Origin of the sequence: Mesorhizobium sp. M0208, assembly GCF_040322015.1 — a bacterium.
In the GTDB taxonomy this organism is placed as follows: domain Bacteria; phylum Pseudomonadota; class Alphaproteobacteria; order Rhizobiales; family Rhizobiaceae; genus Mesorhizobium.
Genome location: NZ_JAMYSP010000034.1, coordinates 28,217 through 39,675 on the forward strand (window position 1 = coordinate 28,217; position 11,459 = coordinate 39,675).

General features: G+C 65.2%; 12 protein-coding genes. 8 read left to right on the plus strand and 4 right to left on the minus strand.

Features of this window, described 5'->3' with window-relative positions; translation table 11 throughout:
- Positions 1 to 136: 136 nt before the first annotated feature.
- Complete coding sequence (locus NKJ17_RS26140) at positions 137 to 427, minus strand: hypothetical protein (RefSeq protein ID WP_352509463.1); 291 nt, start codon at positions 425 to 427, stop codon at positions 137 to 139.
- A gap of 150 nt (positions 428 to 577) precedes the next feature.
- On the opposite strand from NKJ17_RS26140, the gene NKJ17_RS26145 reads away from it, so the two are divergent.
- From NKJ17_RS26145 to lpxK, 6 genes are all read left to right on the plus strand, one after another.
- Positions 578 to 1,921 carry a TldD/PmbA family protein gene (locus NKJ17_RS26145; protein ID WP_352690763.1) on the plus strand — a complete coding sequence of 448 codons (1,344 nt, stop codon included), beginning with the start codon at positions 578 to 580 and terminating at the stop codon, positions 1,919 to 1,921.
- A complete protein-coding gene (locus NKJ17_RS26150; protein WP_352509466.1) occupies positions 1,908 to 2,714 on the plus strand; it encodes a 3'(2'),5'-bisphosphate nucleotidase CysQ in 807 nt (268 codons plus the stop codon). Before NKJ17_RS26145 ends, NKJ17_RS26150 begins: the two co-directional genes overlap by 14 nt.
- Before the next feature lie 74 nt (positions 2,715 to 2,788).
- The gene (locus NKJ17_RS26155) at positions 2,789 to 3,034 is read left to right on the plus strand and encodes a DUF4170 domain-containing protein (RefSeq protein ID WP_023674378.1); all 246 of its coding nucleotides are present in this window, start codon (positions 2,789 to 2,791) and stop codon (positions 3,032 to 3,034) included.
- 5 nt (positions 3,035 to 3,039) lie between these two features.
- Positions 3,040 to 3,819 (plus strand): lysophospholipid acyltransferase family protein, encoded by a 780-nt coding sequence (locus NKJ17_RS26160; RefSeq protein ID WP_352509467.1) that lies wholly within the window; start codon positions 3,040 to 3,042, stop codon positions 3,817 to 3,819.
- Positions 3,816 to 5,132: a lipid IV(A) 3-deoxy-D-manno-octulosonic acid transferase gene (gene waaA, locus NKJ17_RS26165; protein WP_254817457.1), complete on the plus strand. Its 1,317-nt coding sequence runs from the start codon at positions 3,816 to 3,818 to the stop codon at positions 5,130 to 5,132. The genes NKJ17_RS26160 and waaA overlap by 4 nt, the downstream gene beginning before the upstream one ends.
- 1 nt (position 5,133) lies before the next feature.
- Entirely contained in the window at positions 5,134 to 6,162 is a 1,029-nt protein-coding gene (gene lpxK, locus NKJ17_RS26170) for a tetraacyldisaccharide 4'-kinase (protein WP_352690770.1), read from the plus strand.
- Positions 6,163 to 6,414: 252 nt separating this feature from the next.
- Here the strand turns inward: lpxK and NKJ17_RS26175 are convergent, their stop codons facing one another.
- Both NKJ17_RS26175 and NKJ17_RS26180 read right to left on the minus strand, forming a co-directional pair.
- On the minus strand, positions 6,415 to 6,648 hold the full coding sequence (locus NKJ17_RS26175) for a DUF2093 domain-containing protein (RefSeq protein ID WP_031211156.1): 234 nt from the start codon (positions 6,646 to 6,648) through the stop codon (positions 6,415 to 6,417).
- 230 nt (positions 6,649 to 6,878) lie between these two features.
- Complete coding sequence (locus NKJ17_RS26180) at positions 6,879 to 7,805, minus strand: LysR family transcriptional regulator (RefSeq protein WP_352690774.1); 927 nt, start codon at positions 7,803 to 7,805, stop codon at positions 6,879 to 6,881.
- A 90-nt stretch (positions 7,806 to 7,895) separates the two neighbouring features.
- Between NKJ17_RS26180 and NKJ17_RS26185 the strand changes: the two genes are divergently transcribed.
- Together NKJ17_RS26185 and NKJ17_RS26190 are read left to right on the plus strand one after the other, a co-directional pair.
- Positions 7,896 to 8,789 carry a DMT family transporter gene (locus NKJ17_RS26185; RefSeq protein WP_352690775.1) on the plus strand — a complete coding sequence of 298 codons (894 nt, stop codon included), beginning with the start codon at positions 7,896 to 7,898 and terminating at the stop codon, positions 8,787 to 8,789.
- Between the two features lie 76 nt (positions 8,790 to 8,865).
- Entirely contained in the window at positions 8,866 to 9,210 is a 345-nt protein-coding gene (locus NKJ17_RS26190) for a DUF2185 domain-containing protein (protein ID WP_352690779.1), read from the plus strand.
- Between the two features lie 61 nt (positions 9,211 to 9,271).
- Here the strand turns inward: NKJ17_RS26190 and mutL are convergent, their stop codons facing one another.
- Positions 9,272 to 11,122: a DNA mismatch repair endonuclease MutL gene (gene mutL / locus NKJ17_RS26195; protein ID WP_352690837.1), complete on the minus strand. Its 1,851-nt coding sequence runs from the start codon at positions 11,120 to 11,122 to the stop codon at positions 9,272 to 9,274.
- Positions 11,123 to 11,459 lie beyond the last annotated feature (337 nt).

Genomic DNA, 11,459 nt, shown 5'->3' on the forward strand with positions numbered 1-11,459 from the left:
GCCTGGGAGGAGGTGATGGCGGACGCTGACCTGGCAGACTTGCCGCGCTCCACGGCTGTCTCTACTTGTATCGTCGCGAGAGCGATTTCGCCAAGGCCGCTGGGGGCAGGGCACTGCGCGCCGGGTTTGGCGTCCATCAAGAGGTTGTGATGGCGGAAGCGGTGGCCGCGCTGGAGCCCGGCCTGCCCGCGACCGGGGCCAGCGGTCTGTACTTCCCGGACTCGATGAATGTCACCGATTCCCGGCCGGTCATCGGTCCGTCGCGCGGCAGCTCCAGGTGATCCATGCCTTCGGTCATGGTCATCTCGGCCTGACACTCGCGCCGATCGCCGCGCGCCTGGTCGCCGAACTGATCGCTGGACGCGGCGATCCAGCGCGTCTCGCGGCGTTTTCGGCTGATCGCTTCCGCGCCTGATCGATCGAACATTTCGCCGTCGGGTTGCGATCAGGAGTCGCGCCGACCTGGGCTGGATGCCCCCTGATTGTCCGCTTCTCCCATTGCAGAAGCCGCACCGGGACAATAGATGGTGCAGCAACGGCTGCCCTTCAGCCGGCCGGAAATAACAGGATCATGCGCATGACCGATACGCTCGACGCAGCGAAACTGACCGATCGCGTCGCAGCCCTGGTCGAGGCTGCCAAACGGGCCGGCGCCGATGCCGCCGATGCGGTTGCGGTGCGCGGCCGTTCGACCGGCGTGTCGGTGCGGCTCGGCAAGGTCGAAGGCACAGAGGCGTCCGAGAGCGAAGACGTCTCGCTGCGTGTCTTCGTCGGCAAGCGGGTAGCGAGCGTCTCGGCAACGGCGGCATCCGACCCCAATATGCTGGCCGAGCGTGCCGTCGCCATGGCCAAAGTGTCGCCCGAAGATCCCTATCAGGGTCTGGCCGATCCGGCCTTGCTGGTCAAGACGCCGCGCGACCTCGATCTGTTCGACGCCACTCAGGTATCGGCCCACCAGTTGAAGGAAGCAGCCCTTGCCGCCGAGGCGGCGGCGCTTGCCGTCAAGGGCGTCACCAATTCGGCCGGCAGTAGCGCCAGTGCCGGGCTGGGCGGCCTTGTGCTCGCCACTTCGCATGGCTTTGTCGGCCATTATGTCGCGTCGCGCTTTTCGCGTTCGACCAGCGTGATCGCCGGCGAGGGCACCGGCATGGAGCGCGATTACGAATTCTCCTCGCGCCAGCATTTTTCCGATCTCGACGCGCCGGAAGACATCGGCCGCAAGGCCGGCGAGCGCGCCGTACGCCGTATTGGCGCGCGCAAGGCGGCGACCGGGCCGGTCGACGTGGTGTTCGATCCGCGCGTGGCGCGCGGCATTGCCGGCCATCTCGCTGGTGCCATCAATGGCGCCGCAGTGGCGCGCAAGACCAGCTTTCTGCGCGACATGATGGGCAAGAAGGTGGCTTCGGCCGCAATTACCGTCACCGACGAGCCGCTCCGGCGCCGCGGCCAGGCCTCGCGCCCGTTCGACGGCGAAGGCGTCGAGGGCGAAAAACTGTTCATGGTCGACAAGGGCGTGCTCAACCACTGGTTCCTGTCGACTTCCGCGGCGCGGGAACTCGGCCTCGTCACCAATGGGCGCGGCTCGCGCAATGGCTCGTCCGTCTCGCCGTCATCGACCAATCTTGCAATCGAGCCTGGCGAACGGACGCCGGAAGAGCTGATCAAGTCGCTCAAGACCGGCTTCTACGTCACCGAAGTGTTCGGCCAGGGCGTCGACATGGTGACGGGCGAATATAGCCGCGGCGCTTCCGGCTTCTGGATCGATAACGGCGAGCTGGCCTATCCCGTCGCCGAGGTGACCATCGCCTCCAATTTGAAAACCATGTTCCTCAACATGGTTCCGGCGAGCGATCTCGACAGCAATTTCGGCACTGCCGCGCCCACGCTTTTGATCGAAGGAATGACCCTTGCCGGAGCTTGATCCGGCCGTCTCGGCCGGCGCTACTGAAGACCTGCAGCTGCTGCTCGACGCTGCCCGCGAGGCAGGGCTCATCGCCATGCAGTACTTCAACAACAATCCGCAGGTGTGGATGAAGGGCGGCACCTCGCCGGTCAGCGAAGCCGATCACGCCGCCGACAAATATCTGCGCGAAACCTTGCTGGCGGCCCGGCCGGACTACGGCTGGCTGTCGGAGGAAACCGTCGACGACCCGGTAAGGCTTATCGCGCGCCGCACCTTCGTCGTCGATCCGATCGACGGCACGCGCGGCTTCCTCGAGGGCTTGCCCACATGGTGCGTCAGCGTAGCGGTGGTCGAGAACGGCCGCACGCTTGCCGGCGTGCTCGACTGTCCGGCGAAGGGCGAGATCTATTGGGCGCTGCCCGGCGAGGGCGCGTTCCTGAATGGCAAGCGCATCAGCGTGCGTCCGCCGTCGGAAACGGCCGAAATCGCCGGACCGAAGCCGATGATCGACCTGCTGCCGGCGAAATGGCACAAACGGCTGAAGCGGGTGCCCTATATTCCTTCGCTCGCCTACCGGCTGGCGATGATCGCCGGCGGCCAGCTCGATGCCACCTTCGTCAAGGCCAACGCGCATGACTGGGACATCGCTGCGGCCGATCTCATCCTGCGCGAGGCAGGCGGCGCCGTGCTCGATCGGCACGGCCGCGCGCCGCTCTATGCCGGCGAAGTGATCCGTCACGGACCGCTCGCCGCCGGCAGCGGCGAACTCCTCGCCGTGCTCGCGGGCGTCATCGCCGGGCTGGACAATTGAGCGCTATCAATAGTTCCAAAGTCGGCGGCTTTGGTCTAGACCTGTCCCAAACTCACGATATGTGAAGGATCGACATGGCCGCTGAAGACGGAAAGAAACAGCTTTTGCACCTGGTGTTCGGCGGCGAACTCAAGAAGCTGGGCGGCACCGAATTCCGCGATCTCGACGCGCTCGACATCGTCGGCATTTATCCGGACTACCAATCGGCGCACGCCGTCTGGAAGGCCAAGGCGCAAGCTAGTGTCGACAATGCCCATATGCGCTATTTCGTCGTTCACCTGCACCGCCTGCTCGACCCCGAAAACAAGGCTGTCGGTTGACATCGATGAACCATGAAGCGGTCAAGCGTTCAGCCCCGCGGTCGGCGGTCAGACGTCGCAAGCCGAAGACGTTCTGGCGCAAGATCCGCGAACCGCTGGCGCAGTCGCGATTCGTCAAGAATGCGCTTGCCGCGCTGTTTGCGTATTTCGTCCGCCTTGTCCGCTTGACCAACCGCATGGTCGACGGATCGGCCAAGTTTTCCGGCGGCGCCTATGCGCAGCTCGAGCCTGGCATCATCGCCCTCTGGCACGGCCAGCATTTGCTGACCCCGGCCTATTATCCCAAGGGACGGCCGCTGGTTGCCATGGTGTCGCGCAGCGCCGATGCCGAGCTCAACGCGCTGATGGTCGAGAAATTCGGCATCGAGGCGGTGCGCGGCTCTGGCGGGCGCCAAAGCGCAAGGCATCTCGACAAGGGCGGGGCCAAGGCGCTCATCGCCCTCAAAAAGTCGCTCGCCACCGGCAAGAATGTCGCCATGATAGCTGATATTCCCCACGGAACGCCACGCGATGCGGGGCTGGGTGTCGTCCTCCTGGCGCGGCTGTCCGGCCGGCCGATCCTGCCTGCCGCGATAGCCACCAGCCGCCGCAAGGTGATCGAGGGCAGCTGGGACAAGACGACGATCAACCTGCCCTTCGGCCGCTCCTCGATTGTCGTCGGCACGCCCGTCTTCGTGCCGGCCAACGCCGACGCCGCGGAAATGGAACGCAAGCGCCAGGAGGTCACGGCCTCGCTCAATGCCGCGACCGCCGAGGCCTATCGGCTTGTGGACGGTTCGAAATGAGTATGCGCTGGGCGCGCGCCTTCCTGACGGCATACCGTTTCGCCGGGGCCGCCGCCTACCCGCTGGTCGGACCTTACGTCGCCTGGCGCACTTCCAGAGGCAAGGAGGACCGCATTCGCCGGCGTGAACGCTACGGCGTCGCCGGACGCGAGCGCCCCGAAGGCCCGGTGATCTGGATCCATGCAGCCAGCGTCGGCGAGACCATCGCCGTCGTGCCGCTGGTCGAGAGCATTCTCGATTACGGCGTCAACATCGTGCTGACCACAGGCACCGTCACCTCGGCGCAGGTCGCCGAAGAACGGCTGGGCGACCGCATCATCCACCAATATGTGCCGCTCGACCTCAAGCCGGCGGTCAGCCGCTTCCTCGACCATTGGCAGCCGGACCTGGCGATCATCGCCGAATCGGAGATCTGGCCGATGACCATCCTGGAACTCGGCGCCCGCCGCGTGCCGCAGGTTCTGGTCAATGGCAGGCTGTCCGACCGCTCTTTCAAATCCTGGAAGAAGCGCGCCAACATTGCCGAAGCATTGTTCGAGAATCTCGCCCATGTCGTTGCCCAATCGGATCTCGATGGCGAGCGCTTCCTTTCGCTCGGCGCCCGGCCGGTCACCGTGTCCGGCAATCTCAAGGTCGACACCGCGCCGCCGCCGGCCGACGAGCGAGCACTGGCGGCGCTGAAACGCCAGATCGGCGGTCGCCCGACCTGGGCGGCGATCTCGACCCATGATGGCGAAGAGGCGGTCGCCGCCGAAGTTCACGCCATGCTGCACAAGCGCCACCACGGGCTTTTGACGATCATCGTGCCGCGCCATCCCGATCGCGCCGGGCAGCTGGCCGCCCAGATTTCCGGCATGGGCCTGAAGCTGGCGCAGCGCAGCAAGGGCGACAGGATCACTGCCGACACCGATATTCTGCTCGGCGACACGATCGGCGAGATGGGGCTTTATCTGAGACTGACGGAAATCGCCTTTGTCGGCCGTTCGCTGACTTCCGAAGGCGGCCAGAACCCGCTGGAACCGGCCATGCTGGAGACGGCGGTGCTTGCCGGCCGCAATGTCCAGAATTTTCGCGAGGCCTATCAGCGCCTGCTCGATAGCGGCGGCGCCAAGCTGGTGCGCGACCGCGATATGCTGGCCGGCGCCGTCAATTTCCTTTTGACCAACGAGGCGGCCCGCCATGAGATGATGGCGGCGGGCGCGGCGACGGTCGACGAGATGCGCGGTGCGCTGGCACATACCCTCAGGTCGCTCGAGCCCTATATCCAGCCGCTGGTCGTCAAGTCGCGCCTGAAGGGCGCGAACGGGCGCTGACGTGACCTCGGAAGCGCCGCCCTTCTGGTGGGAAGAGCCCGACTGGCGGGTCACGGCGCTGTCGCCGCTCTCCGCCATCTATGCGCTTGTCGCCGGTCGCCGCATGCGGCATGCGCCGCGCGAAAAGGTAGAGGCGCCGGTGCTCTGCGTCGGCAACTTCACCGTCGGCGGCACCGGCAAGACGCCGGTGGCGATCGCATTGGCCGAGCAGGCCCGGCGCATGCAGCTCAATCCGGGTTTCCTGTCACGCGGCCATGGCGGCTCCTTCGCGCAGCCGCATATCGTCGATCCGCACCACGACGCCGCCAAGCATGTCGGCGATGAGCCGCTGCTTCTGGCCGGACACGCGCCGGTCGCGGTGACGCCGAACCGGGCCGCCGGCGCCAGGCTTCTGCTGGAGAAGCTCGGCTGCGATTTCCTGATCATGGATGACGGTTTTCAGAGCGCGCGCATCCACATCGACTATGCGCTGGTCGTCGTCGACGCGCGCCATGGCATCGGCAATGGCCGCGTCATCCCTGGCGGACCGCTGCGGGCAAACATCGTCGACCAATTGGTCTTCACCAGCGCCTTGCTGAAGATGGGCGAGGGCACCGCGGCCGATACGGTCGTGCGCCAGGCAGCGCGCGCCGGCAGGCCGATCTTCGAGGCGCATACCGCGCCGAGCAGCAAGGTGACGCTGGCCGGCAGGCGGTTCCTGGCGTTCGCCGGCATCGGTCATCCCGACAGGTTTTTCGACACCGTAAGCGAGGCCGGGGGCGAGCTTGCGCTGGCCCGACCATTTCCTGACCATCATTTCTACAGTGCGGACGAGCTTGCCGAATTGGCGGCGACAGCACGTAAAGCCGGACTTGGCCTCATTACCACCGCCAAGGACGCTGCCCGCCTGCGTCACGGCGCAGCACCGCCGGAATTCCTCGACGGGCTCGATGTGCTGAAGATCGACACTGTGTTCGAGCTTGACCACGTGCCGCAGCGCATTATCGACGAGACGCTGGATGCCTGGCGGCAGCGCAGGCTGAGGGGCTGACCAGCAGCTTGAGCACCGAGGCGATGTAGGACTGGAATTTGCAGCTTTCCGCCGGTCGAGCGTATTTTGTTCTTGCTTTGTGCCGGCAGCTATGCTACTAATCTGAGTATGGTGATGATTCGCCGGTGACCCGCCCTCGAGCCCGAGGCGGGTTTTTTATTTCAAGATAACCTCTAAGGTTTCGGTGTTGCCGGCCTGACGCCGCGGCAGAGGGCGCAGGATCGCAACGGGGCGACTCCCATTTGCGCTGAACTAGCGTCGGCGGCGCAGTTCCGGATGCGCTTCGATCTCGCGGCGCAGCGAGGCGGCGGCATTCACATAGGGTTCCTGCCTGGCGACACTCCAGTATTTGAGCTCGTCGAGCGGGATGCTCTCGCCGGTCACCGCGCAGCGCACGAAGGCGCCGGGGCTGGTCACCTGGAAGTCGCCATCGAGATAGCGGATGCGGGCTTCCTTGCCGCCGGGTCCTTCGAAACGGTTCATCATGGGGTGGTGCCGAAATTCATGACGATGTCATCGCCACAAATTGCGGCGAGGTCAAGCTTGGTTGGCCTTGCCTGGTTCTGTTTCTGGTGACACCTGCTCAAACAAGCCGGCAAAGCGAATGCCAATGCATGTCGCGCAAAAGTGTGCGGCGGTTTTGCGCGACATGCATAAACACAAGAACCTGAAGCACGTCGCATGAGGCCGGTCGAACGCGACGCGTCTTAGGCATCTCATTCCTCGGCCGTGATAAACTGCTCGATCTTCTCCGCTGGCAGCCCTGCCTGGACGGCGATGCGCCGGGCGAGTTCGGCGGCGGCTGCGCGCGGCCGCCCCAGCGGCCGGTCGAGCCAGTAAGATATCGGGCTTAGCGCACTGCGCTCGTCGACGGCGACGATGCGGCCCGATTTCAATTGGTCCACCGTCAACGGCGGACGTGCCAGCGCAATACCGAGCCCGTGCGCGGCGGCGTCGAGCACGAGGTTGTAGTCCTCGAAACGGCGGTCGTGCGGCCGCGGCCGATAGTCCATCTCCTGCGCCGCAAACCAGGCGCGCCAGGCCGAAGCGTCGGAATCATTGATCACCGGAAATTCGAGCAGTCGGGCGGGATCTCCGCGACCGATCTCTCTGGCCAATTCCGGCGAGGCGACAGGGAACACATATTCTTCGAAAAGCTGCACCGAGATCCGGCCCGGAATGCGACCGCGCCCGCAGCGGATCGACAGGTCGATGCCCTCGTCGGCAAGATCGCCCTGGCGGATGTCGACGTCGAGCACGATACGCAGCTTGGACGGGTGGTTCTCCAGCGCCGCTATGCGCGGCATCAGCCACAGCCCGCTGACCGAGGGGATCGAGGTCAGCCGCACCACCGCCGTGCCGCGCGGCTCGACCCAACGGTCCGAATTGCTGGCGATCAGGGCAAAGGCTTCGGTGGTGCGCAGATGCAGGCGATTGCCTTCGACGGTCAGAGAGACGCCGCGCGCGCCGCGATCGAAGACTTTCAGCCCAAGCCAGCCCTCGAGCTTGGCGATCTGCCGGCTGACGGCGCCGTGGGTGATGTTGAGCTTCTCGGCCGCCGCCGAAAAGCTGCCGGTCCGAGCCGCGGCGTCGAAGGCGCGCAGCGTTTCGAGCGGCAGCATCGGGTCTAAGCTGTGATCCATAGTCACAGGTGATCCTTGATTTGTTCGTTTGTCAACCGACCCGCAATAGCGTTTCTCTACTTCATGGCATTGGATCGCGAGGACACCCAGATGAGCGCTTACACCGGCACGTTGAATACGACACAGCGCATGGATGCCACGGCTGCCATCGCGGTGGCGCTGACGGTGGTCGGCTGGGCCTCCGCCTTTCCGGCGATCCGCGCCGGCCTTGCCGCTTTCGGGCCGCTGGAACTTGGCGCGCTGCGCTTTGCCATCGCCGCGGTTCCGGCGGCGATCTTCCTCGCGGTCAAGCGGCCGGCACTGCCCAGGCTCGATGAACTCTGGCGCTTTATCTTCGGTGGTGCCGTCTTCGTCGCACTCTACACGGTGATGCTCAATTTCGGCGAGCTGACCGTTTCGGCCGGTGCGGCGGGCTTCATCATCAATGTCAGCCCGATCTTCACCGCCATCATGGCCATGGCGCTGCTCGGCGAACGCTTCTCGGGCCTCGCCTGGGCCGGCACATTCCTGTCCTTCGCCGGTATCGGGATCATCGCCATGGGCGAGGGGCAAGGGCTGCATTTCAACAATGGTGCGCTGCTTGTCCTCGGCTCGGCGCTGTGCTCGGCCGTCAACACCATCGTCCAGAAGCCGCTGTTTGCCCGCCACCACCCGCTGACCATCTCGGGCTCGAACATGGTGCTTGGCGCGCTCTGCCTGTCGCCGTTCCTGTCGAGCGGTCTGGCACAGGCGGCGGTCGCCGACACCGCCGGGCTCGGCGCCGTCATCTTTCTCGGCATCGTGCCCAGCCTGATCGCCTATGCCGCCTGGGCAACAGCACTTTCCCGCCTGCCCGCGGCGCGTGCCTCGAACTTCCTCTATCTGGTGTCGCCGGTGGCGACGCTGATCGGCTTCTTCTGGCTGGGCGAGGTGCCGACGCTGCTCGGCATCTTCGGCGGCGCGCTGGCGCTGGGCGGCGTCATCGTGGTGAATTTGAAGAGATGAGAGCTTTAGTGCTTGACTGCTGGTGGCGTACGCGGCTGATTTAACTAGAAGTACGGTTGCCACCAGTGAGCTTTGAATGCCTAAGACGTTTTTCAGGGATGGTTCGACGTTTCGCCCAATAGCAGTTGGTTACGGCAGGTGTATTGCGACCGACCGCATCACCGTGGATGGCGCGCAAGTAGGCTATCTTTACCGCGAAACGCCAGATCATCCGGTTGATAGCGGATGGTGCTTTTTTGCAGGCGATGAATCTGACGAATACATCAATGACCCCAACAATTCCGGCTTGTACGATGTCAATACAATTGCGAATTACGACCCGCTCATTACCTCTTGTTTAGAGGCGCCTTGTGGAAGTGCGTTTTTGAGAATCGAGGGGAAGTTTGTCCGTCAGAAGTTCGAACCCCCAGACGATGATTAAAGCCGCCTGTGGAACCAGCCTTGCTAGCGAGTTATAGATAGCGCCAGCGCGAGCGACCTTCTCACCGCCTCCCAAACAGCCTCTCAATATCCGCGAGCTTGAGCTCGATATAGGTCGGGCGGCCGTGGTTGCAGGTGCCGGAGCCCGGCGTCGCCTCCATCTGGCGTAGCAGCGCATTCATCTCTTCGGGCTTGAGCAGCCGGCCGGAGCGCACCGAGCCGTGGCAGGCCATGGTCGCGGCTATTTTGTCCAGCCGCCCTTTCAGCGTGTCGACCGTATCGTTGTCGGCGATCTCGTCGGCGAGGTCGCGCACCAGCTGCTGGACGTTGGTCTCACCAAGCATCGACGGCGTCTCGCGCACCGCGACGGCACCGGGGCCGAAGCGCTCGATGCCAAGGCCGAAGCGGGCCAGCGTCTCGGAGTGTATGGCGAGCCGTTCGGCGTCTTCCTCTGACAGATCGACGATCTCGGGCAGCAGCAACATCTGTGACGGCACCGCGCGTGAGTGCAGCGCATTTTTCAAGGCCTCATAGACCAGCCGCTCATGCGCCGCATGCTGGTCGACGATGACGAGCGAATCCCTGGTCTGGGCGACGATGTAGTTCTCATGCACTTGTGCGCGCGCCGCGCCCAATGCCGTGCCGAGCAGCGTCTCTGCCGCCTGGTCCTGTCCGGCGCGCGCGTCGGCACTGTGCGGCGGCCCGGCATCGAACGCCGCCTGCTCGTCCTCGCCAAAGCCGCCGCCCATATCGAGCGGCCGCTGCGGCGAACGGGCCGGATCGAACCCGGCAAAGCCTGAGGCCCGATAGGCGGCCTCGTAGCTGCGATGGCCGTTGGCCGGCCCGCCATGCGCATAGGATGCCGCGCCGGGCCGGAACGCTGCCATCATGCCGGCTGCCCCCGTGGTGGCGGCGCGGATGCCGGCATTGGCCAGCGCTTCGCGGATGGCGCCGACGATCAGCCCGCGCACCAGCCCCGGGTCGCGGAAGCGCACGTCTGCCTTGGCCGGGTGGACGTTGACGTCGACGATCGCCGGATCGAGCGTCAGGAACAGCACGGTGGCGGCATGGCGGTCGCGCGGCAGCACGTCGGCGAAGGCGCCGCGAATGGCGCCGGCGATCAATTTGTCACGCACCGGGCGGCCGTTGACATAGGCGTATTGCTGTAGCGCGTTGGCGCGGGTGAAAGAGGGGACCGAGACATGGCCGGCGAGATGCACGCCGTCCCGCATCGCGTCGATGGCGATCGCATTGTCCGGAAAGTCGGCGCCCATCACTTGTGCCACCCGGCGCAGCCGGCCTTCCGGGCTGTCGTCGGTCGCCGGCAGTTCCAGCGTCGAGCGGTCCGGGCCGGCCAGGGTGAAGCGCACGGCGGGGAAGGCGATGGCGATGCGCTTGACCACGTCGCCGATGGCCGAGCTTTCGGCGCGCTCGCCCTTCATGAATTTGAGCCGCGCCGGCGTGGCGAAGAACAGGTCGCGCACCTCGACCGTGGTGCCGCGATTGGCAGCCGCCGGCCTGACGGCGGAGACGCGGCCGCCGTCGATGCCGATCTCGGCGGCGTTTTCACTGGACGCGGTGCGCGAGCGGATCGACAGCCGCGCCACCGAGCCGATCGAGGGCAAGGCCTCGCCGCGAAAGCCGAGTGAGCGGATGTCGTGAATGTCGTCGGCGAGCTTGGAGGTGCAATGGCGCGCGATCGCCAGCGCCAGTTCCTTTTCCGGAATGCCCGAGCCGTCATCGCTGACGCGGATCAGGTTCAGCCCGCCGCCGGCGGTGACGATCTCGACTCTGGTAGCGCCGGCATCGAGCGCGTTCTCGACCAGTTCCTTGACCACGCTTGCCGGACGCTCGATGACTTCGCCGGCGGCGATCTGGTTGATCATCGTTTCGGAAAGCTGGCGGATGGGCATGGCAGCACTATAGGCGGATTCGTGGCCGATGCGGGAGGGGGAGAATAGCGTTGATTGTTGCAAGGCAGGGAGACTGCTCCGTTGCGCTCCGTCCCACCCCCCTCTGGCCTGCCGGCCATCTCCCCCGCAAGGGGGGAGATCGGATGTCGCCTCGGCCTCCGCCAGTCTCCAATGTCTCAAAGGTTGGCGGGACGCATGAACCGCCAATCTCCCCCCTTGCGGGGGAGATGGCCGGCAGGCCAGAGGGGGGTGCTGTCCCGCCACGATGTAGAGATAGGAATATTGTTGAAGTGAATGGGCTTGGCCCCCAATTGACTTAGTGGATTTAGTCGGGCGA

Coding starts and splice junctions, on each gene's coding strand:
- NKJ17_RS26140 (WP_352509463.1), bottom strand. CDS start 427: ATGTTCGATCGATCAGGCGCGGAAGCGATCAGCCGAAAACGCCGCGAG.
- NKJ17_RS26145 (WP_352690763.1), top strand. CDS start 578: ATGACCGATACGCTCGACGCAGCGAAACTGACCGATCGCGTCGCAGCC.
- NKJ17_RS26155 (WP_023674378.1), top strand. CDS start 2,789: ATGGCCGCTGAAGACGGAAAGAAACAGCTTTTGCACCTGGTGTTCGGC.
- NKJ17_RS26160 (WP_352509467.1), top strand. CDS start 3,040: ATGAACCATGAAGCGGTCAAGCGTTCAGCCCCGCGGTCGGCGGTCAGA.
- waaA (WP_254817457.1), top strand. CDS start 3,816: ATGAGTATGCGCTGGGCGCGCGCCTTCCTGACGGCATACCGTTTCGCC.
- NKJ17_RS26175 (WP_031211156.1), bottom strand. CDS start 6,648: ATGATGAACCGTTTCGAAGGACCCGGCGGCAAGGAAGCCCGCATCCGC.
- NKJ17_RS26180 (WP_352690774.1), bottom strand. CDS start 7,805: ATGGATCACAGCTTAGACCCGATGCTGCCGCTCGAAACGCTGCGCGCC.
- NKJ17_RS26185 (WP_352690775.1), top strand. CDS start 7,896: ATGAGCGCTTACACCGGCACGTTGAATACGACACAGCGCATGGATGCC.
- NKJ17_RS26190 (WP_352690779.1), top strand. CDS start 8,866: ATGCCTAAGACGTTTTTCAGGGATGGTTCGACGTTTCGCCCAATAGCA.
- mutL (WP_352690837.1), bottom strand. CDS start 11,122: ATGCCCATCCGCCAGCTTTCCGAAACGATGATCAACCAGATCGCCGCC.